Source organism: Chryseobacterium sp. Chry.R1 (genome assembly GCF_039645525.1).
Classification (GTDB): Bacteria; Bacteroidota; Bacteroidia; order Flavobacteriales; family Weeksellaceae; genus Chryseobacterium; species Chryseobacterium proteolyticum.
Genome location: NZ_CP151793.1, coordinates 1,847,429 through 1,873,538, shown reverse-complemented (window position 1 = coordinate 1,873,538; position 26,110 = coordinate 1,847,429). Strand labels below are relative to the sequence as shown.

Annotated in this window: 18 protein-coding genes and 1 tRNA gene; 13 read left to right on the top strand and 6 right to left on the bottom strand. The window is 35.3% G+C overall.

From position 1 onward, the window contains the following. Positions 1-33: 33 nt before the first annotated feature. From AAEU33_RS08615 to AAEU33_RS08605, 3 genes are all read left to right on the top strand, one after another. Positions 34-1,398 (top strand): DUF4403 family protein, encoded by a 1,365-nt coding sequence (locus AAEU33_RS08615; RefSeq protein ID WP_345992059.1) that lies wholly within the window; start codon positions 34-36, stop codon positions 1,396-1,398. Between the two features lie 33 nt (positions 1,399-1,431). Continuing rightward, on the top strand, positions 1,432-1,947 hold the full coding sequence (locus AAEU33_RS08610) for an RDD family protein (protein ID WP_345992057.1): 516 nt from the start codon (positions 1,432-1,434) through the stop codon (positions 1,945-1,947). Positions 1,948-1,997: 50 nt separating this feature from the next. After that, positions 1,998-2,068 (top strand) — tRNA-Cys (locus tag AAEU33_RS08605). Between the two features lie 1,219 nt (positions 2,069-3,287). On the opposite strand, the gene AAEU33_RS08600 is transcribed toward AAEU33_RS08605, so the two are convergent. Continuing rightward, a complete protein-coding gene (locus AAEU33_RS08600; RefSeq protein ID WP_345992055.1) occupies positions 3,288-7,055 on the bottom strand; it encodes a fibronectin type III domain-containing protein in 3,768 nt (1,255 codons plus the stop codon). Positions 7,056-8,084: 1,029 nt separating this feature from the next. Here AAEU33_RS08600 and AAEU33_RS08595 point away from each other — a divergent pair. The 8 genes from AAEU33_RS08595 (at position 8,085) to AAEU33_RS08560 (ending at position 17,409) form a co-directional block, all read left to right on the top strand. After that, the gene (locus AAEU33_RS08595) at positions 8,085-8,636 is read left to right on the top strand and encodes a YMGG-like glycine zipper-containing protein (RefSeq protein ID WP_345992053.1); all 552 of its coding nucleotides are present in this window, start codon (positions 8,085-8,087) and stop codon (positions 8,634-8,636) included. A 52-nt stretch (positions 8,637-8,688) separates the two neighbouring features. Beyond that, positions 8,689-10,329 carry a hypothetical protein gene (locus AAEU33_RS08590; protein ID WP_345992051.1) on the top strand — a complete coding sequence of 547 codons (1,641 nt, stop codon included), beginning with the start codon at positions 8,689-8,691 and terminating at the stop codon, positions 10,327-10,329. Between the two features lie 45 nt (positions 10,330-10,374). After that, a complete protein-coding gene (aroC, locus tag AAEU33_RS08585) occupies positions 10,375-11,445 on the top strand; it encodes a chorismate synthase (protein WP_172280384.1) in 1,071 nt (356 codons plus the stop codon). A 17-nt stretch (positions 11,446-11,462) separates the two neighbouring features. Beyond that, positions 11,463-12,026, top strand: a complete 564-nt coding sequence (locus AAEU33_RS08580; protein WP_273649358.1) for a thioredoxin family protein — start codon at positions 11,463-11,465, stop codon at positions 12,024-12,026. Between the two features lie 38 nt (positions 12,027-12,064). Then, complete coding sequence (locus tag AAEU33_RS08575; protein ID WP_273649360.1) at positions 12,065-12,604, top strand: TlpA disulfide reductase family protein; 540 nt, start codon at positions 12,065-12,067, stop codon at positions 12,602-12,604. Between the two features lie 83 nt (positions 12,605-12,687). Continuing rightward, positions 12,688-13,035, top strand: coding sequence for a DUF1232 domain-containing protein (locus AAEU33_RS08570; RefSeq protein ID WP_345992048.1), 348 nt, complete (start codon positions 12,688-12,690; stop codon positions 13,033-13,035). Positions 13,036-13,159: 124 nt separating this feature from the next. Further along, positions 13,160-14,527, top strand: a complete 1,368-nt coding sequence (pyrF, locus tag AAEU33_RS08565; RefSeq protein WP_345992045.1) for an orotidine-5'-phosphate decarboxylase — start codon at positions 13,160-13,162, stop codon at positions 14,525-14,527. A 62-nt stretch (positions 14,528-14,589) separates the two neighbouring features. Beyond that, positions 14,590-17,409: an aminopeptidase gene (locus tag AAEU33_RS08560; RefSeq protein WP_345992043.1), complete on the top strand. Its 2,820-nt coding sequence runs from the start codon at positions 14,590-14,592 to the stop codon at positions 17,407-17,409. 74 nt (positions 17,410-17,483) lie between these two features. On the opposite strand, the gene AAEU33_RS08555 is transcribed toward AAEU33_RS08560, so the two are convergent. After that, a complete protein-coding gene (locus AAEU33_RS08555) occupies positions 17,484-18,254 on the bottom strand; it encodes a carbohydrate binding domain-containing protein (protein WP_345992041.1) in 771 nt (256 codons plus the stop codon). Positions 18,255-18,427: 173 nt separating this feature from the next. Further along, a complete protein-coding gene (locus AAEU33_RS08550) occupies positions 18,428-19,267 on the bottom strand; it encodes a T9SS type A sorting domain-containing protein (RefSeq protein WP_345992039.1) in 840 nt (279 codons plus the stop codon). Between the two features lie 179 nt (positions 19,268-19,446). Here AAEU33_RS08550 and AAEU33_RS08545 point away from each other — a divergent pair, with 179 nt between their 5' ends. After that, a complete protein-coding gene (locus AAEU33_RS08545) occupies positions 19,447-22,644 on the top strand; it encodes a hypothetical protein (protein WP_345992037.1) in 3,198 nt (1,065 codons plus the stop codon). A gap of 141 nt (positions 22,645-22,785) precedes the next feature. Further along, positions 22,786-23,781: a tRNA dihydrouridine synthase DusB gene (gene dusB, locus AAEU33_RS08540; RefSeq protein ID WP_306614112.1), complete on the top strand. Its 996-nt coding sequence runs from the start codon at positions 22,786-22,788 to the stop codon at positions 23,779-23,781. Positions 23,782-23,835: 54 nt separating this feature from the next. On the opposite strand, the gene deoC is transcribed toward dusB, so the two are convergent. The 3 genes from deoC to AAEU33_RS08525 are packed head-to-tail and all read right to left on the bottom strand — an operon-like array spanning position 23,836 to position 26,028. Beyond that, the gene (gene deoC / locus AAEU33_RS08535; RefSeq protein WP_345992034.1) at positions 23,836-24,579 is read right to left on the bottom strand and encodes a deoxyribose-phosphate aldolase; all 744 of its coding nucleotides are present in this window, start codon (positions 24,577-24,579) and stop codon (positions 23,836-23,838) included. Between the two features lie 6 nt (positions 24,580-24,585). Continuing rightward, positions 24,586-25,056, bottom strand: a complete 471-nt coding sequence (locus AAEU33_RS08530) for an Lrp/AsnC ligand binding domain-containing protein (RefSeq protein ID WP_172280401.1) — start codon at positions 25,054-25,056, stop codon at positions 24,586-24,588. Between the two features lie 33 nt (positions 25,057-25,089). After that, positions 25,090-26,028 carry an endonuclease/exonuclease/phosphatase family protein gene (locus AAEU33_RS08525; protein ID WP_273649376.1) on the bottom strand — a complete coding sequence of 313 codons (939 nt, stop codon included), beginning with the start codon at positions 26,026-26,028 and terminating at the stop codon, positions 25,090-25,092. Positions 26,029-26,110 lie beyond the last annotated feature (82 nt).

The window sequence follows — 26,110 nt, the reverse complement described above, 5'->3', positions numbered from 1 at the left end:
AATCATTAATTTCACTCTCTAAAATTTAAAGAATTGAAATCCATTAAAATTATATTATTACTGCTTTGTATCAATATTTTTGGCCAGCCTAAAGTTGACAACCAGCTGGCTGATTATAATTTTCCAAAGATAAAATCCAGCATTACCATGCCGGTTACCATTCCGCTTGCCGAAATTGGTAATATCATCAATTCTTCAGTAAAAGAATTGATCTATCAGGATGATTCCTACACGGATAACAACAATGACCAGTTTAAAGTAAAAGTATGGAAAACCCGGCCTATACGACTTGTAGGGGGAACGAATCAGAACCTTTTAATTGAAGTTCCTTTGAAAATATGGGCAGAGAAAGGGATTGGTACCCTGGGACTTTATACTTACCAGAATACTACATTTGAAACGGTAATGTATTTCAATACCTCCCTTAATTTCAAAAATAACTGGACTATTGTTACCAATACGCAGCCTATGGGATTCAAATGGGTTACCAAACCGGTTCTTGATTATGGAAAGATACAGATCCCGATTACCGCACTTGTTGAAAAAAGCCTGAAAGAGCAACAACTGAAATTTTGCAAAACAATAGATCAGCAAATGGGTACCCAGCTTAATTTCCAGCAATATGCAGTAATGGCCTGGAATGTTTTCGCGCAGCCTTTTAACATTTCGGAGGAATACAACACATGGCTGAAAGTAACCCCTGTAAATGTAAATATTACTCCATTGAAATTCTATGGAAATCAGATTGATGCCAATATCGGAATTGACATTTACTCCGAAACCTTTACCGGAAGTAAACCGGCATCTTCCGCTCCTATTAAAACAGCAGCTAACTTCAATTTCACCCCTGTACTTGGAGACCAGTTTTCGCTTCAGACAACGGCCAATGTTCCTTTTACCGAAGCGTCTAATATTGCCAGAAAAATGTTCCTCGGAAAGGAATATGATGTTCGCGATTCTAAAGTAAAAATTACCGATATCAGGGTATACGGCGTTGAGAACAGAATTATGATCGAAGCTCAGACCGAAGGGTATATAAAAGGAACTGCACTTATTTCGGGAATTCCTGTTTATGATGATGCCAGGAAAAAAATTGTACTGTCCGATACTAAGTTTAAGCTGAAGACAATGAATATCCTCCAAAAAACAGCAAGCCTTCTATTTCAGGGAAAAATTGTAAGAATGATAGAAGAAGAATATGGTATCCCAACACAGGAACTGGTAGATACTTCAAAGAAAAGTATTGAAGAAGCTTTTAATAAAGAATATTATAAAGGGCTAAAGATGAATGGAAGGGTTTTTAATCTGAAGCCAGGCCAGATCCTTCTCGGTACATCAGGAATTACTGCAGTCATTGATACTAACGCTTCTTTAAAACTCATCATCAATGGCATTTAAATAAAACACAACACCAAAAACTAAACTATTACCATGAGAAAATACTTACAGATTGTTGACAGACACAGAGCATCACAAGGCCTCAGACTTGCGAATTATATTATTGATCTTATTTTCAGCTATATCCTGATCCTTATATTATTGGGTGTATTGGGAATTGCCTATGCATTTATTACAGGAAATACCGTAGAAGAAATAGGTTACAGAATGGAAAATATGAATCCTTTACTGGACCGGCTGATCACCTTATCCGCTTACCTTCTGATGATGTTCCTCACAGAGCTGATCACCCAGGGAAGAAGCTTAGGAAAACTGATCACCGGAACAAAGGTGGTCATGATAGACGGAACCTCTCCCGGTGCAGGTAATTATCTCCTTAGAAATATCATCCGAGGAATCCCTTTCGTAGATCAGTTATCTTTTTTAGCAGATAAAAGTGGATTCCATGATAAATGGAGTGAAACCTGCGTTGTTGTAAAGAAAAATTATGAAGCTGAGTTACAGTTAAAAAGCGATATAAACACGTTGGGAACTAAAGAAAATATCTAAAAAACTTTGATTAAGTCAGAAAAATTTTTATATTTGCACACCTCAAAAATGGTACTTTGGCCGAGCGGCTAGGCAGTGGTCTGCAACACCATCTACAGCGGTTCGAATCCGCTAGGTACCTCAAAGCTTTCCTTTATTTTATAGGAAAGCTTTTTTTATATATCTACGATATTAAATTTCAAATATAATTCACCTTCTTATGATCTCAGTCATAAAAAAAATCAAAAACTACTAGTAAGTTTGTTGTACAATCCTTTAATAATCATCACTTAGTGTCTTTAACTAAAATGGATAATTGTTACTTCCTCTTTATGGGGAAGTTTTTATGTGAAACACTTTTTTAGATCTTATAATATTACAGCCCCTGGAGTCTTTCAATTTTTGGAAGGCTCCTTTTTTTGTAGAAAACTAATAATGAGCATTTATGATTTAAGTCATAAATAAGCTTTAAGGTTCAGAATATATTTGATTAGAGTTCATCACGATCTCGCAACCCTATTTTAACAAATACTTATATATTTATTTTTACGTCCTGGACGTCTTTTAAAATTAAAAGACATCTTTTAATAAAAAATCCCCAACCGAAGTTGAGGATAAAAACTAATAACCATGAAAACTCAATTTAAACATGAGTTACATTTTACATTGAAATATCGTGCCAAGAATTTCATTTATTTTATTTTAACTTAATTTTAAGATTTTACATCAAATAAATATAATTTCTTAACATTAAAAAGCCCCTCAATTGAGGGGGCAAACTTTTACCTTTTGTTCAAGGTTACAACATATATGGAACAGTAAAGATACCTGAACCTGAAAATACACATTATGATCAGAATCATAATTATTGATATTAGGGTAGTTTCAATACATTCTGCTATAATATTCCTGTTTCGCCAGGAGGTTTAATTTTAATCGAGAATTTACCTTTAAATGCATTTGTAAGCTTGGAGCTATATGATGGTACAGTATCATAAAACAAGACCTCCTGTCATTAATACAAGAGGTCTCAAAAACAATAAAAACTTTTATATCATATCATCATATTACCTGTGTATACAATCATCCAATTCTTAATAAGATCGTTTTGACTTTTTGTTTAAGTTTGTCTCATCTTGGCTAAATGCTTATCTAACAAAATTGAAAACTAACGCTCAGAAAAATCAAAAACTCATTTAATAAGAAATAAACAACTGAATACCACACCATTAAAGGTAAGATTTTATTTTTAAATATTTCAACATTTATTGAAATATTTTTCTCTGCTTTGTGACAGTGACTTGAGAAAAAAAATAAGCTCCCATATTTGGGAGCTTATTTTTTACTAATTATTTAATGTATTATTCCTTGATAAATTTCTTTTGGGCTGTACCCTGAGTATCATCAATATCGATAACATATACTCCGTGGATCAGGCTGCTTACATCTATTTTGTTATTTAAGATGATCCCGCTTGTCACAAGCTGACCCGCCGCATTGTATATCTTATAATTAGCTCTTTTGCTAATATTTTTCACATTCAATATTGTATGTACCGGGTTAGGATAAATCAATATTTCCGTTTGGTTGGTTGCATTAGGTACCGGATTTTTAGAGATTCTTACTGTATAATCCTCAACCTCTCCGTTGGCAAATCCTGTACAATTTACAGGGATACCATCTCTCTGCATGGCAACTCTCATTACTACATACTTATAATCTGTCGTACTGATAAACGCATCAGAAGGTACACTGAACGTTCCTGTAATAGGTGTTGTCGTATTGGGTGAAGACACAAGAATTCTCTCATTGATATCAAAGCTTCCGTTTCTGTCAAAATCAATCCATACAGCAATACCTTCATTATATGTATTTCCTGTCCAAGACTTTTCAATAGAAATCTCATTACCTGTAGATCCCTGAATCAGCTGAATAAATTTGGATGTATCAGCTGTAAAGTCTGAATACGTAGTGGCATCTGTACTGCTCTCCATAGTCGGTTTACCGCTTGGTTTTACCGTAACTTTTGAAATATATTCAGATGCTGAGCTTCCCGATTTCATCGGACAATAGATTACTGTAGGTGTTGTGAAGTAGTATGGAAGCGTATAAGTTCCCGGTGTACCACTACAAACATTGGCTACTTCCATTTCATATTTTGTTAACTCCAATAATCCTGTGATAACATAATTATTGTTCGTTACTGCAACTGTTGTCCAGCTTGGTATACCCACTTTTCTATATCTTAAGATATAAGTAGCACCAGGGAAAGAATCCCAAACTACAGTAGCGGTAGTAGTTGTAAGATTAGTAATTGTTAATCCCGGAGGAGGTAAGTCACAGGTTCTTTCAGTTGTGAATACAGCAGGAGAAGACCATCCGTTATAAGTTGTTTCATTATCACACTTATTGGCAATCTGAACCTCGTAAGTTGTATAAACATTCAATCCGCTTAATAAGTACGTATTTGTCGGCGCTAATGGTAAAATAATATCAGCGCTCCATCCTGCGTTACCACTTCCTACAATTCTATATCTCATTTTATAAGATGAACTTACCGCAAGTGGCGACCATGTGATCAACGCAGATGTTGTCGTAATATTACTTGCTGTAACATTCGGAGGTGTCGGATCACATTTCGTTAAAAATTCATTATGAGAATATGTTCCAGGAATACTGTTACAAACTGCCGCTATTTCTACTTCATACAGTGTAGCAGGTAATAAACCTGCCAGGTTATATGTATTAGTGGTTGCAGGAGCCGCTGCCGCTGCCACACTTACCTGAGTCCATGCACTACTAGAACCTACCGGTCTATATCTCACAATGTATGAAGCTCCACCGCTATCTTGTGGCCATGTTAATGTTGCTGCATTATGTGTAATAGCACTTACAGCTACAGTTGGTGTTGCCGTGCTACAGATTAGTAATTTAATATTATCTACAGCTACAGGAGGCTGATTACCACCACTGCTGTCGTTTCTCCATTCAAATACCAGACGCATTGTTGTTCCTGCAAAGCTGCTGATGTTTAATGTACTGTTAAGATATGACTGCCATGTGGTTTGCTGGTTATAGTTATTTCCTAACTGAATTCTTCCCGCACCTGCAGTAATCTGAGTTCCCGCAACAGGCATAAAAGATGATGGAACTAACCAAACTCTTAGGTAATCATAAGAACTTTCTCCATCTGCTTTCCAGTCAAAAGATAATGTAGCAATCGAAGCTCCGGCCGGTACAAGAATATCACGGTAAGCCTGTACTACACTCGTAGAACTTGTAGAATATTCATTCGTAGTTCCGTTTGTATTGGATATATAAATGGAATTAGCAGGGTTTCCGGTTGCTGAACCATATGCCCATTTATTGGTTTGAGTTCCGTTGATGAATCCAAAATCATTCGCTCCTGTAAAGTTTTGATTATATGGGATCGTTGCAGGAATCTGCGTAGTACTGAAACTTGGACCCCCAATCCAGAAACTGCTGTCCGTAGGGCTACATACAGACTTCACCCACCAGTAATAAGTTGTATTTGGCGTTAACGTCGTTAAGTTTACAGAAGTCGTATTACTTGTTCCTGTTGGAGGGGTACCTGCAACAGGCGGAGTATTCGTTGTTGTAAGATAATAAGCATATCCATTGGCAGGTGCCGGCGTCGGACCTGTCCAGCTCAGTACAGCACCTGTTGCTGTTACCCCATTTACAGCCAAAGCTGAAGGTACCACACAAGTAGGAATTGCTAAATTGATATTATCTAAAGCTACAGGAGGCTGAGTACCACCACTGCTATCATTTCTCCATTCGAATACCAAACGCATTGTAGTTCCGGCAAAACTGCTCAGGTCTAAGTTGGTATTAAAATAAGTCTGCCAGGTCGTTTGCTGATTGTAATTACCTCCAACCTGGATTCTTCCTCCTCCGGCAGTAATCTGAGTTCCTGCTACAGGCATAAAAGATGCCGGAACCAGCCAGACTCTTAAATAGTCATAAGAACTTTCTCCATCTGCTTTCCAGTCAAAAGACAAAGTTGTTGCAGTAGTTCCTGCCGGAATAATAATATCTCTGTAAGCCTGAACAACACTCGTTGTTCCTGTAGAATAAGTATTATCGGTTCCGTTATTCGAGATGTAAATGGAATTGGCAGGATTTCCTGTAGCAGAACCGTAAACCCATTTATTAACCTGAGTACCATTCGTAAATCCAAGATCATTACCTGTCGAAAAGTTTTGGCTATATGGAATAGTCGCAGGTATTTGTGTTGTGGTAAAATTATTTCCACTCGCCCAGATACTGCTGTCTGTAGGGCTACATATAGCTTTTACCCACCAATAATAAGTAGTATTAGGAGTTAAAGTTGTTAAGTTCACAGAAGTTGCAGTAGTAGTTCCTGTAGGCGTTGTTCCTGCAACAGGCGGAGTATTTGTAGTCGTAAGGTAATAAGCATATCCGTTCGCAGGTGCAGGCGTAGGCGCTGTCCACGATATCGTTGCAGAATTGGATGTAATGGCTGAAACCGGTGATGCTGTTGGAAGTAAACATGTTGGAATCGACAAATTAATATTATCAATTGCAACAGGTGGCTGGGTTCCTACACTTCCGTCATTTCTCCATTCAAACACTAGACGCATGGTACTTCCTGCAAAGCTGCTGATATTCAAACTTGTATTTAAATACGTTTGCCAGGTTGACTGCTGATTAAACTGTCCCAGCTGAATATTTCCCCCACCAGTGCCAATCTGTGCACCGGCAGTTGGAGTTAATGTAGCCGGAACCAACCAAACTCTTAAATAATCATATGTACTTTCCCCATCTGCTTTCCAATCAAATGCTAAAGTTGCAATTGTGGATCCTGCAGGAATTGTGATATCTCTATAAGCTTGTACAACGCTGGAACTACCAGTATCATACGCGTTTGCTGTCCCTCCGTTATTTGAAATATAAATGGAATTGGCGGTATTTCCTGTTGCGGAGCCATATTCCCATTTATTTGTTTGACTTCCATTAACCAATGTCAGATCATTTGCCGTCGAAAAATCCTGAATATACGGCAGCGTGGCGGGGGCTTGCGCAAGCAAGTTCACGTTGATCAAACAAAGAAGAAGTATTAAAAAAATAGAAAATCTCTTCATAAGTTATCATTATTAATATTAATCCTACAAATCTAAATCGTTTTTTTATAACATTTAGTATATAAATTAATATTTTTTATATGAATGTTATAAATAACAAATATTGAGATAGCGGAAAAAAGTACGGATTAATCACTCTTTACAGAAATGGCAACCAACAAAAAAAAACTGGAGTTCCCATTTAACTCTACTTTTTTACTGAAAAAATGAATTGTAAAATTCAATGTTGGAAATTATTTTTTACTAAAATTAAAAAACAAACGGCCTCCTGAGAGGCCGCAAAAAACACAAATGATGAAAAAAATCTATTTCTAGAGTCGAAATAGAATATCTTAAATATAAAATTTAGCTTTCTATTGCTTTTGATCCGCTCAATTAATGCTGTATCATATACTCATTAAGCTTATTAAACTTGTAATTATTGAATTTAAACTACAATGTACGATCAAAATTTGTATAAATATAATTTTTAAAAAACCAAAAATACTATTTATTTCTAAAATCCATTAATAAAATACTGTTAAATCCCATTTTAGGAAATGATCACAATACTTTGCCGTACTTAATTTCATCAACAATATTTCAAAAATATACTTATCCTCAAAAGTACTTATTTAATATGAATTTAATCAAAACCCATAATTAAATGAAATGTACATTATAAAAGATCCCTGGTATATCCGAGGGATCTTGATGAATAATATTTTAGAAGATTAAAACTTTTTAATGATTAAAAGCTTTGGATTATGCCGCAATTTTCATGCCTACCCATAAAAAATTAACATCCTTCACAATAAATTAACTTTCTTATGATTTTATTATAAACAACTAATCCACAACCAACTGACAATAAAACACTTACAAACAAAACCCTCTTCTTTTCTGAAATTTTTAAAATATATTTTTACTTTTTCTGATTCCTTTCTAATTTTTTAACTTTTGTTAACTAAAATTTGGCTTCATAATTGAAAATACCTAGAAAGCTATCATCTTTTTGATGAGGCAACCTTAGACTAAAAAATTTGAATTATGAAGAATATAGTAATAACAGGTTTATTGTCAGTATTTTTACTGACAGCTTGTAAAAAGGATGATCAGGTGGCGGAAAAGTCACTGGAACAACAGAAAATTGAATTCCAGGCCAAACAACTTGAAATAGAAAAACAAAAGTTGGCGATTGAAAAAGAGAAAATGGCCTATGAATCTCAAAAGAAAGCAGACAGTATTGTGGAATCCAATAAAGCAAAAGCTGTAGCTGCAAGAAATTCAGAACCAAGAGTCATCACAAAAACCCGAACCATATATAGAGACAGAGAATCAGGTTCACGCAATAGTAATATTGGAAACTACGCAAACAACGGAAGCAATGCTTCTCAGGGAACAACTCAGAAAAGAGGAATGAGTAAGGCTGCTAAGGGAACCATTATCGGTACGGTAGGTGGAGCGGCTGCAGGGGCTATTATCAGTAAAAACAACAGAGGTTTAGGAGCTGTAATTGGTGGTGTTGTAGGTGGTGCAACGGGATATGCAATTGGTAGATCCGGAGACAGAAAGGACGGAAGAGTACAACCTCGTAATTAATAATTATACATAAAAGAATAAAAGATTGCTTATTTTTAAGCAATCTTTTTTTATGATTCTAATTCTGTTTTCCTCTGTAATTATTATCTCCACCCTTCTGGGATGGGGAAAAATTATGGATATGCTTTCAGGAACTTTATTTTCAGGTATTTCAGGAAAAGCTTTTTCGGGAATATTTATCATAAGTGTTATATGGACCTTAATCGCATTTTTCATTCCGCTCAATATCAACGTAGAAATAACAACGATTGCAATAGGTTTGTTCTTTTTTTTTAAAGATAAACTCTATCTGGAATATTATCGGTTTTCAAAAAAAGACATGATTCTGCTGACTGCCATCGTATCGATCATTCTTTTTTGTGGTTCTTATTATCCTTATATTCTGGATCACTTCGGCTATTATGTACCCTCTATAAAATGGCTCACGGAATACGGCCTTGTTAAAGGAATCTCTAATCTAGACCTTACATTAGGGCAAATGTCGGTATGGCATATATTCCAGGCAGGGTTTTCTAACTTTTCTGATCCTTTTCTACGGATCAACGTCATTATATTAATCATTTATGCATTTTATATCATTGAAAAAAAATCCTGGATTCAACTTGGGTTTCTTCCGGTTATGCTTCTCTTTTCTCAGTCCCCAAGCCCGGATCTGCCGGTTATTATTTTTTCGCTGATTATTTTAAATGAAATTTTATCAAAAAATAAAAAATCAGCTCTCCTTTTCGCACTCTCTGTTTTTATTTTCACAATAAAGCCAACCATGATCTGGCTTCCCGTTCTTAGTTTTCTTTATTCAGTCTTTATCATCAAATCGCCTGTAAAGAATATTTTTTTGGGTATGGTAATACTTATTTTGTTTTTCGTAAAAAATATCTGGACATTCGGGTATCCTGTTTTTCCTATTGCTTTTGTTGACTTGGGAATATCCTGGAAAACCAATCCTGAAATACTTAAAAGATCATCTCAGTTTGCCATTCAGAAAACCTATGACATGCAATACACTTTTGAAGAAATTCAAAAATTTTCTTCAACAGATTATATTAAAAACTGGCTCTTTTTAAAAGGTATTAAAGCAAAGATCAATATTTTATTCATACTGACTCTTCTTCTTTTGATACTGTATTCTGTTCGAAAGAAAAACAGAGTTATTAATCTTATCACCATTTCAATAATTATCAAGACAATCCTTGTTCTTTTATTCTCTGCACAGTACCGGTTCTTCATTGATGTTTTCTTTATTGTAGCCTTTATTTTGTTATCTCATTATATTAACAGAAGTAAATCAATAGCCATATTTTCAATAGCGGGCACTTGTGTTATATTCTTTTTCTTATTTCCATCATTGATTGTAACTCATGTTCCAAGCTACAAAATGGCCCGTTTCATGGGTAAGTTTGAAAAAAAACAGATTTACCAACCTTCTGTATATCAATATACCCCGTTCAGGTCTTTCAGAATCGGAAATCTTATCTTTAATGTTCCTGAAAACTATCCTTATAGTTTTGGCACTCCACTTCCTTCTATGACCGTTAGTTATATTATTGATAATGCTAACGCAAACATCTTTCCGCAACCCATCCATAAAAATAACATCCGGGAAGGCTTTGTATGGAAAACGATGAATATGAAAGAGAAAAAAGAAGCAATGCGGGTTATCAATATTATCATTAACAACAATAAACAGAACTAAACACAAAGGCATTATTATATTAATAAAAAGCCGTAAATTTGTACTATGTTCAATACTTTAGGTAATCTTCTCAGTCTTACAACATTTGGAGAAAGTCACGGTGTGGCTTATGGTGGAATAATCAATAACTTTCCGGCAGGTTTAACAGTTGATCTCGATCAGGTTCAATATGAACTGGATCGTCGCAAGCCTGGCCAGTCTGCTATCGTTACTCAGCGAAAGGAAAGTGATACGGTAAAATTTCTTTCCGGAATATTTGAAGGAAAAACTACAGGTACCCCCATTGGTTTTATCATCGAAAATGAAAATCAGAAATCAAAAGATTATGATCATATTGCAAATGCATACCGTCCAAGTCATGCAGATTTTACATATGATCAAAAGTTTGGGATCAGGGATTACCGCGGAGGTGGAAAATCATCTGCCCGGGAAACCATAAACTGGGTTGTAGCCGGAGCGCTTGCAAAACAGCTCTTATCAGATATCGAGATCAATGCTTATGTTTCTTCCGTAGGTGACATCTTCTGTGAGAAGCCTTATCAGGATTTGGATTTTTCCAAAACAGAAAGCAATGATGTACGTTGTCCTGATACTGAGACAGCTGAAAAAATGATTGCCAGAATTAAAGAAATTAAAAAAGAAGGAAATACCATCGGGGGAACCATCACCTGTGTTATAAAAAACGTTCCTGTGGGAATTGGAGAACCTATCTTTTCCAAATTGCAGGCTGAACTTGCAAAGGCAATGCTGAATATCAATGCCTGTAAAGGTTTTGAATACGGAAGTGGTTTTTGTGGGGCTAAGATGACCGGCAAAGAACATAATGATGCCTTTAATCCCGATTTTACTACAAAATCTAATCTTTCTGGGGGAATACAAGGTGGTATTTCCAATGGTATGGATATTTATTTCAGAGTAGCTTTCAAACCTGTAGCCACCATATTAAGGCCACAGGACAGCATAGACAAAGATGGAAATCCTGTTGTTGTTGAAGGAAAAGGAAGACATGATCCATGTGTCGTTCCAAGAGCGGTTCCCGTAGTTGAAAGTTTAGCCGCATTTGTATTAGCCGACTTATTTTTGATCAACAAAACAAGAAATCTAAATAACTTTTAAACACAATAATATACACCATGAAAGATTATTGGGATAAAGCAATCAATTTTGAAGAATATGTTCATATTGGAAGACAAAGACTTGAAACTCCCGACAACCAACATGATATCGATTATAAACAATATTATGAACTGGGGCTTCAAAGGATGGACAGAACCCTAAAAAAATATATCCTTGACGAAAACCAGGTTAACGAATTAAAATCTAAAAATTTTAACGGGAAAATTCTGATTATTTCAGAAGTATGGTGTGGTGACGCCAGCTCTACGGTACCAGCACTTGTTAAATTTTTTGAGGGTCATAATGAGGTAAGAATTTTCCTGAGAGACAGTGATAAAAGTTTAATTAATCAGTTTCTAACGAATGGAACAGAGTCTATTCCTAAAGTTATCATCCTGAATGATGATTTTACGGTAAAGAACTCATGGGGACCCCGACCTCAATACGGCAAAGAATTGTTAATGAAATATAAGGCAGATCCGGAGGCTTATCCTAAAGATCAGTTTTATAATGATCTGCAAATTTACTACGCTAAAAACAGAGGTAAGGACGCTGTTCAGGAAATACTGGAGTTATTGTAATAAATGTATGCGTCAGAAATGACAATAAAAAATAGCAGATGAAAAAAAATATACCATATCTTGTACTTATCATTATTATAGGAATTATTGCTTTTATTCCAGGAGTAAGAAATTTTGTAAAGGACCAGTTCTTTCCTGTTGCTACTATAGAAAATGCAGTAACTGTAAGTAAGGAAGATTATGATATCGATTTACAGGGGATTAACGTCCCAAGTACAAATCTGAAGAACTTTAAAGATAAGCCTATCTTTCTAAATTTCTGGGGAACCTGGTGCCCGCCATGCAGAAAAGAATGGCCAACCATTCAAAAGCTGTACGACACCAGAAAAGGGAATGTAGACTTTGTACTGATTGCTATGAAAGATGAAGAATATGCAGTAAGGAAATTCCTTCAGGAAAATAATTATACTGTCCCTGTTTATATTGCCCAAAGTCCGATTTCAGAAAAGCTGTTACCAAAAGCATTCCCGACAACATTTTTACTGGATAAATCGGGAAGGATCCTGATCAAAGAAGACGCGTACAGAGATTGGAATACAGAGTCTGTTCATCAGTTCATTGACAATATTATTAAATAAATCTTTTAACGAATTTTTATAATTATTTGGTATAGAATTTGCGAATTTTGTAAAGTCAAGAATTTATTTAAACCAAACACAAAATGAAATATTCTAAATTAAACCTGGCTAAAGAAGCCATCAATCATAAGGGCTTTGTCAAAAAAATACCTGACATTTTCAGAATGGTTAAATATTGGAGAAAAGGAATTTATCCTATGAAATCCATTGATATTATTTTACCGATGTTAGGGATTTTATATATCATTTCTCCAATCGACTTAATTCCGGAAGTAGCTGTTCCTGTTTTGGGAGTCCTAGATGATCTGGCTGTTTTATACTTAGTGATCCCTAAACTAATCAAAGAAGTGGACAAGTTTTTACTTTGGGAAGCTGAACAAAAACTAAATACAAGTAATACCAAGATAATCGATGCTCAAATTATAAAATAATTGACGCAAATATATTATTTGAAGCCATTCCAAAAATTTGGAATGGCTTTTTATTTTATAATTTAGGGATAAATTTTTGAGCCTTATTACAAATCCTTAAATTTGCAACATCTAATAAAAAATAATGGAAAGTAAAAAAGAGTTCTTTTTAGAGTGCTACAAGCTAGGTATCATTAAATTTGGGAGGTTCACTTTAAAAAGCGGTATTGAAAGTCCGTTCTACGTAGATCTGAGACCTTTGGCTTCTGATCCTAAAATTTTGAAAAATCTTGCAAATTATTTATTGGAAATGCTTCCTCTGGATAATTTTGACCTTATTTGTGGAGTTCCTTATGCCGCCCTTCCTATGGCTACAGCCATGTCTCTGGAAAGTTATATTCCACTTATCATTAAAAGAAAAGAGGCTAAAGATTACGGGACCAAGAAAATGATCGAAGGAATTTATCAGAAAGGACAAAACTGTTTATTGGTAGAAGATGTGATTACTTCCGGAAAATCTTTATTAGAAACCATTGCTGAAGTAGAACAGGAAGATCTAAAAGTAGCAGATATCGTTGTAGTTCTTGACAGGGAACAGGGAGGAAAGCAGCTTTTGGAAAGTAAAGGATTCAGAGTTCATACTCTATTTAATATTTCAGAAGTATGTACTATTCTTCAGGAAACAGGAGAATTATCAGATGAAGAAGTAAAAAGGATCCAGGATTTCCTTTTAGGAAACCACATTCAATTTGAAGAAAAAATCAGAGCTTCTTATGAGCAGAAATTAAAATCCGCTCAACATTCTGTTTCTAAAAAATTATTAGAAGTAGCCATCAGTAAAGAATCGAATCTTATCGCTTCAGCAGATGTTACCACAACCAAAGAGTTACTGGAATTTGCTGAAAAAGTAGGACCTCATATTATTGCTCTCAAAACACATATCGACATCATCTCAGATTTCGAATTTGAAAAAACAATTACTCCGTTAAAAGAATTAGCCGAAAAGCATAAATTCTTACTCATGGAAGATAGAAAATTTGCAGATATTGGAAACACACAGGAATTACAATTCACGAGTGGAGTTTTTAAAATTACCGACTGGGCAGATTTTGTAACGTCACAGGTTATCGGTGGTTTTGAATCACTTGACTGCTTTAAGAATGTAGGTGTTGTCGCAATTATAGGAATGTCTTCAAAAGGAACGTTAACAACGAATAGCTACCGCGAAGAAGCTCTTAAAGTATCTCTATCCCATCCTAATGTAATCGGAGGAGTTTCTCAAAACCCAATTCCTGAAGAATTATTGTTATTCACTCCAGGAGTAAATCTTTCAGATTCTGGAGATGGAAAAGGACAGCAGTACAATACTCCTGAACATGTTTTTAAAAGCCTGAATACTGATTTTATAATCGTAGGAAGAGGAATTTATAAATCTGAAAATCCTGAAGTTGCCGCATTAACTTATAAAAACGAAGGCTGGAAAGCTTATATAAGTTCTTTAAAAAAAGGTTAATTCGAGAATAAAAATTTATAAGTCTATACAAAATGAGTTATATTTGATGCTTTATCACCACATTGAGAAAGATCAGTATTTGTCTTATTTTGTTTTTGGGAATTGTGCAGGTTTCTGCGCAAAAAGACAGCATTTCTATTGAAGCGAAATTATCTTCAGATAAAAAAATGCTGGATATAAATCAGGAAATTGTTTATTACAATAACTCTGAAAAAGATTTAAGTACCGTTAAACTTTTAAACTGGGTTTCTGCTTATCAAAAAAGAGGAACTTCACTTGTTTACAGAAAACTGGAAGATCGTAATACTGATCTTCATTTCGCAAAGCCTGAACAACTGGGGAAACTTTTACAATTTAACATAAAAGGACCTGATGATGAGGCTATTCCTGTAAATAATTTAAGTGCGGAAAATCTTTTTATTCCTTTAAATGCACCTCTTCACACGGGGAAAAGCATAAGACTAAAACTGCAGTATCAGATACAGCTTCCGGATAAAAAATTTACTGGATACGGTACATCTGATCGAAATATAGCTTTAAAATATTTCTTTATTGTTCCGGATCATTTTGATCCGGGCAATATTTTAGGAAGATATTACCATGATATCGAAGAGTCTGTAAGTTTCAATACCTACTGGACCGTCCAATTTGACCTCCCTGCCCAATCTTTTATTGAAAGTAATCTTCACCAGGATCAATCCAATTTATTCAAAGGTTATCTGGATTCAGATCCCGAGTTTATCATTTCCCAGGATGAATACCCTTTCATTAATGTAAATACAGGAGATATAAGCACAGAAGTACGGTTTGGATATCCTCTAACACCCCAGGAAAAGGAAAATTTAGAATTCTATCTTCCGCTGCATTTAAAATTTATAAAGGAACAGATCGGTTATCTTCCGTCAAGACTTTTTATTTCTGAAAAGTTCAGAGCGAATGAAGATTTTTTTGGTAATAATGATATTAGTTTCTGGAAATTCCGGTTTCAATTATTTACAGATGCAGAAAAGGCAGATCTCGATTACCTGGGAATTATCGCCAAAAAAGTCCTTGACGAAAGTATTATTACAGATAAACAGGATAATCACTGGTTTAAGAATGGATTGAAATCCTATATAGAAATTCAATACATCAAAAAATTCTATGGCGAAACAAAGCTGCTGGGAAAACTACCTGAATCGAAAATATTTGGAATCAGACCATTAAAATTATTTCATGCTTCTAATTTGAAATTAATTGATCGCTACGGCCTTACCTACCAATATATTATGTCTCAGAATCTGGATCAGAAAATCGGAGAAAAGTTTACTGTGCTTAGTAATTTCAATGTAATGGCTATAAGTAGCTTTGAAACAGGAAGCTTATTCAACTATTCTGCTGATAAAATGGGATATGAAAACTTCAATACCCTGGTGCAGAACTACATAGCTAAAAATACAGACAAGCAAATTGATCCTAAAGATTTCCTCAGAGAACTTGCAGAAAAAGATAACAGGACCGCTTATTTAACCGATTTTTTAAAACAAAAAAACAGGGTTAATTTCAAGCTTCAGAAATTGAAGAAACAAGACGATTCACTGCATATTAAAATCAATAAAAATACCTCTGCTCCTATTCCTGTTAAATTAGAAACAAAAACGAGAGAGGATGAAAAAAAAGAATACTGGGTAGAGACCGACGGTGAGGAAATGACAAAAACGGTTTCCATTCCCGCATTAGATATATACAAGATCACTTTAAATAATGATTATATCTTTCCGGAGTCGAATTACAGAGACAACTTCCTTTACTCCAAAGGCTTATTCTCAAATGCAAAAAAAATAAAACTTAAACTTATAAAGGATATTCCCAATCCTGAGTTTAATGAAATCTACATCAGTCCAAGAATCCGTTTCAATAATACTTATGATAAATTTCTTTTAGGATTTAATTTCAAAAACCAATCTTTTTTTGATCAGAAATTCCTTTATTCTATTACGCCTACGTACAGTACAGGAACCGGAAAATTAACGGGTTCAGGTGCCGTTTCATATTCTTTTCTTCCTGCAGAAAGTATTATCCGCAGTTTAACCTTCGGAGTATCCGGTGCATATTACCATTATGATTATAATCTTGCTTACAGGAAAGGTTCTGTTTTTTCCAACATCAGTTTTAGAAAGAATCCCAGAAGTACAGTAAGCAGAGGAATAAGCATGTCATATAATTATTTCGAGAGAGACCTGAGCCCTCTTATGATAGCTAACAATGACTATGATAAGTATAATCTGTGGAGTATCGGATATGGATATACGGATAACCAGATGATCCATGAAAAAAGTCTGAGCATCAGCACCCAGGGAATGGAAGACTTTAATAAAATAACTGCCGAAGGCTTTTACAGATGGGAGTTTGCACCTAAACAAAAGCTCAGCCTAAGATTATTTGCAGGATATTTCGTAAGAAATGACACGAGAAATAATACTTTTAATTACGGGATTTCCAGGGTTTCCAATTACTCTTTTTCATATAATCTTTTAGGGGAAAGTGCCAACAGTGGTTTTCTTTCACAGCAGTTTATTCTTGCTGACGGAGGATTTAAATCTTTTATTCCCGGAAGTGTAAATCAATGGATTACCTCTTTAAATGTTGATACAAGTGTATGGAAGATATTCCATTTGTATGCTGATGCAGGAATTTATAAGAACAGGAACAACCCTACCCAATTTATCTGGGATAGCGGAATTAAATTAAAAATAGTTCCTGATTTTCTAGAAATTTATTTCCCAATCCAATCCTCGCTGGGATTTGAACCCGCATTTAAAGATTACGGAAGGCGAATCAGATATACTTTAGTTCTCAATCTCGGATCCATTATCAATGCAGCAAGAAGAGGATGGTATTAAATAAAAAATCTAAAATTTTATAAAAACAACACGGCCGCTTTAAAAGCGGCCGTGTTTATATCTGAAAAGTAGAATTAATCTTTTAAAATTCTCTGAGAAACAGGCTCATTGTTCACAATTCCCGTTACGATATAATTTCCTTTTTGTAATTCTGAAACATGTAAAACCTCATTTTCTTTTACAGAAGCTGTTTTTACAACCTGTCCGTACATATTATAAATTTTCACATCACGAGACTGAGCTCCAAACGTTATACAATCATTCTGAATGAAAGTATTTTTAACAAGCCTGTGTTTAGATACAGAAACCTCGCCGGTTGCCAATGTTCCGGTGGTCAATGAAAAGTCATCAAAGCTAACGGTTGAATTGCTGTATGCACGAAGATGTAGCTGTAATCTATTAACATTGGCCGGTGCCGTAAATGTGATTACTTTTTGTTGCCAGGCTGTACTTTTAGGTAAATATTGATTGTTATTTCTCAATGGATCATTAGCAGCGTCCGTTACAAGATTAACCGGATTATCACCAGCATCTAAAAAATTACTCCAGATTCTTCCTCCATTACCTGAGCCGCTTATTTTATACCAAAAGCTAAGTGTATATTGCGTTCCGGCTGTAATATTAACATTTTGAAAAAAACCAGTCGTAGCTGTTGGTACATAATTAGCTCCAAAAGAGCCGGTGTGTGCATCTGCTGTAATATTAGGTGCTGTATATGCCGTATTCCAGCCAGCAGCCCAAGGTGCTAAAGTTCCTGTTTCAAAACCAGGATTTTGTACGAGATTTTGCGCATTCGCAAAAATCAATGATGTAGCAATGCTTAAAATTGTAAAGATTTTTCTCATAATTTTTCTTTTTTATGTTTGTTTTTTTAATCTCTACAACAAAATTACACCTAAATTAAAGCGACTAAATTAAGGATGGATTAAGTTTCTATTAAGAATATTAAACCAATATGCTATTATTATAAAAAAACCACCGCTTAAAAAGCGGTGGTTTTTCCATTCAAAAATCAAAATTAATCTTTCAGAATTTTCTGTGATACCGGTTCATTATTGACGATACCTGTAACAATATAACTTCCTTTTTGTAGCTCAGAAATATCCAAAGTCTGATTTTTATTGACCTTAGCTGTTTTTATAACCTGTCCATACATATTAAATATCTTGATATCCTTCACTTTTGTTCCGAAAACAATACCTTCATTTTTGATGAATGTATTTTTTATAAAACTAAATTTCTCACTACCGGCATCAAGAACAGATAAAGTAGTGGATGCTGTTCCGGATATGGTTACATTATCCACCCTGGCGGCTCCGCTGGTACTATAATTTGATGAGGCACCCACCGCAGTATAAGTACTGCTGTTCGCAGGATCAAACACGGATACAATCCTTACCGCAAATTGTGTGTTATTATTAGCTCCAGCCGGAATAGAATTATTCATGCTGACCCAATTAGAGGATGATGTAGGTCCGATTTCAATTACATTCCCTACATCAAACCATTCTGTACCATTGGTTGTGTATTGCATTTGAAAATATTTTGAGCTCGTATTGGAGCCCGCAATATTAAGAGATACGGAGATTGCCGAATATCCTGAAGTATCTACTTCAAATTTAAAACCCGCGGTACCCGATGCAGACCCTTGTCCAGGAAACCCATTCACACTCCATGCTCTGCCCGGAGACCCTGAAGCAAATGTTGGATTATTACTTACTCCGAAAACACTTGCTGTTCCTGAACCTGTGGTGGCAGCATTTGTATTTCCATCAAAATTCCATTGAGTAATAACAGATTGTGCGGACATAACTGTTGTGGTTGCCAAAGCAACAAATAGAGAATAAATCTTTTTCATCTTTGTATTTTTTATAATTTTCTATTTTAAAAATAAGAGTATTCTCTGACGAAAAACAATAAATATGGCGATTTTTTGTTAATAAAGCTAAACTGGCTACCTTTAACATTTTTTAAGTATTTTTACCAATTATTTTGGAAAATTTGCGGAATTTTATTCTTGTATTCTTGTTTCTTTTCATGGGCACATTGGTAACAAATGCTCAGATTTTCTCATGGAAGAACCCCAATATTCCCGAAGACACCATAAAAAAGGATAGTATTTTAGCAGCAAGGCTTGAACAGGATATTTTTTCAAAGGACACACTGGATTTCGTAAGAACTAGAAACAGAATAATTGTAGATGAGGCCGTACTTGCCAAAAATGACAAAAAAAGGTTCTTAGGCGAGCTTAACTCAAAAGGTTCCATCATCCGGGGAATAACGTTTGGAAACAATCAGGGACAATCTGTACAAAGTTCAATGGACCTTCAGATATCGGGAAGACTTTCTAAAGACGTTACCATCCTTGCGAGTATTTCTGATCATAACCTTCCCATCCAGGCAGATGGTTATACTCAAACACTCGAAGAGTTCGATAAAATCTACATGCAGCTGAACATTAAGGATAAGTCCATCCTTAGAGCGGGACATCTGGACTTGGTGGAAGCTAAGAATTATTTTGCAAAATACCAGCGACGTAGCATGGGACTTGAGTTCCAGACGGAATTTGGGAATGAAAACAAAACATTTGTAGATGTTTCAATGGGTGTGGCCCGAAGTGAGTTTCACAGGGTACGTTTTCAAGGGGTTGAAGGTAACCAGGGGCCTTATCGTTTAACGGGAAAAAATGGAGAGCAGTTCATTACTCTGATTTCAGGATCTGAACAGGTATTTATTGACGGAATATTAATGAAGCGTGGTGAAAACCAGGACTACATCATAAATTACAACACCGGTGAAGTTACTTTCACCAGTTTCCGGCCAATTTTCCAACAGAACTTTATTACTATTTCTTACAATTACACCAACAGAAACTATTCCAGATATCTTTTCACAGGAAAAGTGGAACACCGTAGAGAGAAAATGAAGGTAGGCTTAAGCTGGTTCATGGAAAACGATAATAAAAATGCACCGCTTGCTCTGAATTTATCTAAAGAGGATGAGCAAATTCTGGCCAATGCCGGAAATGATCCTAATCTGATGTATGCCCCGTCAGGAGTCATTACAGAATATGATGTTAATAAGATCCTGTACCGATTGGTTCAGAATTCAGGAGTCAGCCATTATGAATTTTCCACTAATTCTGCCGAAACACTTTACCAGGTATCATTTACTTATTTTGGCCCTAATCTGGGAGATTATAAATTATCCCAGACCACAAATAACGGTCGTGTTTTTGAATATACAGGACCAAATTCAGGAGATTACAGAGCAGTAAGAAAACTTCCTTCACCCCAGAAATCACAGGTGTTTTCTGTCAATTCAGAGTTTTTGCTTAAAGAGGGTAAAATTGGCGCTGATATATCTTTGAGTAACTACGATGTCAATTTATTTTCTTCGAAAGATTCAGATCAGAATATAGGCTATGCAGGCCGGATTTACGGGAATAAAACTTTCACCAAAAATAACTGGAAAGGAACACCAAGTTTTGAGTATCAATATATAGATAAGCAATTTCACATTCTTGATAGAATTAATGATGTAGAATTCTCCAGAGATTTCAACTTAGCTCAGGAATTCAGCCAGAAAACACAGAACCGATTCATATTCAGCTTCCTTAACAAGTGGAATAACAAATCAACTTTAAATTACCGACTTAACTATCTGGATGAACAAAACTCATACAAAGGTTTTAAAAATGATCTTGATTTTGGCTGGATTAAAGGAAAGTTTTTCACAAAGGGAAATCTGTCTTACTTAAGTACCAATGCTATTCTCCAGGACACGAAGTTCATCCGAGGAGGAGCTTCTACAGAATATACCGGTAAAAAAGGAAACTGGGCCTTTGGTGGAAGTATGGAGCATAACGAAAAAAAATACAATGATTCTCAGCTGATGGATGTCACCAGTTTCAGCTGGAAAGAGCTTTTTCTTCAAAAGAAGATTGGTGACAGTACAAGAACAAAATTGCTTGCGAAAGTATATATGAGAGATAATGATTCAGTTCGTGACAACAGGCTGCAGAATATGAATAATATCCTGGGAGTCATGGCGGAAAGTCAACTGATCAAAAATGAAAAAACAACCTTGAATGTGTTAGTGCATTACAGGAAGTTTTTCTATCAGATTCAGGATATGCAAACAAGTCGAAACAATGATTTTGTTGTTGGGAACATTCTTTATAATCAGCAGCTTTTCAGAAATGGTATGCGTTTACAGGCATTCTATGAACTCGGAAACGGACAGGAAGCACAAAGAGAGTTCCAATATATCAAAGTAACCGATGTACAGGGAGTTTACAAATGGACGGATTACAATGGGGATGGCATCCAGCAGCTCGATGAATTTGAGATTGCCGAATATTCCGATCTGGCCAAGTACATCCGGGTATACACCAATTCTGTCCGGTATATCCCATCCAACAAGAATAAATTACAGCTGGCGTTGTTCGTTAACCCGGCCATTGTTCTTAATTCTGAAAATGCATTTTTAAAACGGTGGAATTTTAATATTTCCTTGAATTCTCAAAACTCTTTTTATAAAAAAGATAAGGTCCTGGTCATCAACCCGTTCGAGAAAAACAGCGACCAGATTCTAAAAAATCAAAATATCCTGGCTTCCGTACAGTTTAACCCTACGGAAAAATCGGGTTGGAATGGAAATTACCGGTTCATCTCGAATGATAATCTCATCAATGCCAATTTCAGTAATGAAGAACGGGAGCAGACCTCCCACTTCCTGAATTTAGGATATTGGTTCAATAAAGAATTCAGGGTCGACTGGGAAAATTCCGTTCATGATATTAAAAATTCTTCACAATTATTTGCGACCAGGGATTACAGACTGAATAACTTTGAAACCAAGCCAAAAGCTACCTATAAATTTACAGATGCCATACAGGCAGAGCTTTCCTCCGCCTTCCGCCAGAAACAGAGAATAGACGGAGAGGAGTTACTAAAAGCTTTTGACGTTACAGGAACCATACAATGGGAGCGTAAAAAAACCTCTATCAGAGGAAATTTCTCATTCATCAACAACAACTTTACCGGAAACAACTTCAGTATTGTAGGAAATCAGATGCTGGACGGCCTTAAGCCTGGAAAAAATCAGGTATGGAGCGTCTTTATTCAGCAGGCAATCAACTCATTCTTACAGCTGAACCTGAATTATGAAGGACGTAATTCCGGAGACCGTACCATACATATTGGTAGCATGCAGGTAAAAGCAAGTTTTTAAAAACTTTAGACCCACATTAATTCTTTTTTGTTCCTACCATAAGACGCTTATTGTATTCAATTTGGGGTTCTCAAACTCATCATTCACACCAATAGATAATATCAGTCTTTATGAAAGTTTAGAATTTCGTAAATTTGCACCATGATAAAAATAGGCAACATAGAACTGCCGGAATTTCCGCTTTTACTGGCTCCTATGGAGGACGTGAGTGATCCACCATTCAGACGTTTGTGCAAAATGCATGGAGCTGATATGATGTACTCGGAATTTATTTCTTCCGAGGGCTTAATTCGTGATGCAATAAAGAGCCGTAAAAAACTGGATATTTTCGATTATGAGAGACCAGTCGGAATACAGATTTTTGGAGGTGATGAGGAGGCTATGGCCATGTCTGCAAGAATTGTGGAAACAGTAAATCCTGATTTGGTAGATATCAATTTCGGATGCCCTGTTAAAAAAGTAGTTTGCAAAGGAGCGGGAGCTGGAGTACTAAAAGATATAGACCTGATGGTTCGTCTTACAAAAGCTGTTGTAAGCTCTACGCACCTGCCTGTAACTGTAAAGACCCGTTTAGGATGGGACAGTACTTCTATTAATATTGATGAAGTAGCAGAACGTTTACAGGAAACAGGTATTAAAGCTTTAACAATACACGCAAGAACAAGAGCCCAGATGTATAAAGGGGAAGCTGATTGGGAACATATTTCAAGAATAAAACAAAATCCTAATATTGAAATTCCTATTTTCGGAAACGGTGATATTGACTCTCCGGAAAAAGCATTGGAATACAAACAAAAATACGCTTGTGACGGTGTAATGATTGGCCGTGCTGCTATAGGATATCCATGGATTTTTAATGAAATCAAACATTTCTTTAAAACCGGAGAACATCTTCCTGAACCCACTATTTCGGATAGGTTACTGGCGGTTCGCCAGCATGCGGAATGGAGTGCGGAATGGAAAGGTGAAAGATTAGGCCTGATAGAAATGAGACAGCATTACAGCAACTATTTCCGTGGTGTTCCTCATTTCAAAGAATTCAGAAAAAAATTCCTTGAAGTATTCACTCTTGCTGAGATGGATGCTCTGATCAAAGAAACCCAACATTTTTACGAAGAATATCAGGAAAAAGTATAAAATAAAAAACCATCAGATGCTGATGGTTTTTTTATTGTTACAATTGAATTATTTTTAGTAAGCTTCAGACGCTGATTGATTTTTGATTAAAGATAGAGCTGAAGAAGTTCCTATTCTCTTTACTCCCATCCCGATCATTTTCTCCGCATCTTCAGGAGTTCTTACTCCACCAGCTGCTTTTACCGGAAGTCTGCCGGCATTATCAAGCATTATTCTGATACCTTCGAAAGTAGCCCCATTTGGCTTTCCATCTGTAGTTTCATAAAAACCGGTAGAAGACTTTACAAAAATGGAAGATAAGTCCTGGTCAGAAAAATTTTCTGCTGCCCATTCTGAGATATGTTTAGTAAGGTCTGCAATTTGTGCATTGGTTAAAGCAGCAATTTCAATAATCCATTTGGCTACTTTATGATGTTGTACACACAATGCAGTACATTGTATAAATTCTTTTTTTACTAAATCTACATCTCCATTGAGATAAGCATTATAATTAATCACAAAATCCAGTTCGTCCGCTCCGTCATTAATTGCCTTTGTTGCTTCTGCCATCTTTTCTTCCACAGAATACGTTCCTTCGTGGAAACCAATCACAGTACCAACAACAACATTTGAATTCTTTTCCAGAATATATTTTTTGATCGCGGATACATAATCCGGACGGATCATCACTGCAAAAATACCATTATCAATAGCTTCCTGCGTAAGATCTATATCTTTCTGTAAAGTTTCATTTTCTGAAATCCCGGACTGTGAAGGAGTTTTCAGGTATGTTGAATCCAAATATTGGGCAATATTCATAACTTATTATACTTTCAGTTGTCTGCTTATTCCCTGTTCCAGAGATATAAATGTTTCGGTTCTTGTTACACCTTTTAACTTTTGAAGTTTACTAAGGATCTGCATCAAATGGTCGTTATCTTTACAAAGAACTTTTAGGAAAATAGTATAATTTCCTGTGGTGTAATGAGCCTCTACTACTTCATTAACTTCTTTTAAAGATTTTACTACATCTGGGTAGTGGCTAGGCTGATCCAAAAAGATTCCTATATAAGAAATAACTTTATATCCTATTTTTTTTGGATTTAAAAATGAAATAGAATTCTCAATGACTCCCGCGTGCTCAAGCTTTTTGATTCTTTGGTGCACTGCAGTTGTCGAAATCCCTACATGTTTTGAGATATGGGCTAAAGAAGTTTTAGCATTATCCATCAGCATGTAGATAATTTCTTTGTCGATTGAGTCTAAATGATAGCTAGCATTTGTTGAATTTTTCATCTTGTAATTTTTTTTATTATTTATGTTTTTTTTTTATTCTTTAAATTTTACAAAAACCGGAAAATGATCACTATATCCACCTAAATATCGCGTACCTGCATATGTTCTGAAAGGTCGACCTGAAAATTGCTTATTCCGGCTGCTTATCTTTTCAGATTTAAATATTTCGGCACTTTGAAATGACAATCCTATATTGTTCTGATCATTGAAAAATGACTTCGACAATATAATCTGATCAAACAATAAGCCAGATTTATAATGAAAAGTAGAAAAATTTCCTGTTGAAAACAATTCATTAAACGGATTTTCTAATATTTTATTATGATTATCATCATAAAGGATATTAGTTAAATTTTCATCATCCGGATTTTCATTAAAATCGCCGCACAAAACAACATGCTCATTGCTGCTATTCACAATATTTAAAATCCTGTTACGAATTTCTGCTAATATAAAGTCTCTCTTAGGCTTATTAACATCTTTTTCTCTCTTTGAGGGAAGGTGAGCGATAAAGACATTAATAATCTCTCCTTTATATTTTAATTTTGAATAGAGTACATCTCTAGTTGTATCGTAATATTCTGTGTTTTTATTTTTAATTTCAAAAAAGAATGTAATAGCCTCCGAGTCTATTACTTCTATTTTGCTTTTATCATATAGCATAGCTACATCTACCTTTCTTTCATCCATGGAGTTATAATGCACAATTCCAAATTCAGAATGAAAAGGATCCATCTTCACAAGATCTTCCAGTACTTTCCTTCCGGAAACCTCGGACAGACCAATTAAAAATGGTAAGACTCCATTTTCTTCTTTGATCAATTGAAATACATTTGCAATCTTGAAAAGCTTATTATTATATTTACGTTCATCCCAATTCCTCAAACCCGATTTCGTCGGATCTAATTTATGAATTGGTTTTATGTCCGGTAAAAATAAATTTTCTACATTATAAAAAGTAAAAAGCTCCATCAACACATATTTCTATTCAATCAATAGTTTTAATTTTGAAATTACGAATTTTTCCCGGGTTAAATTACGAAATATTCGTTTT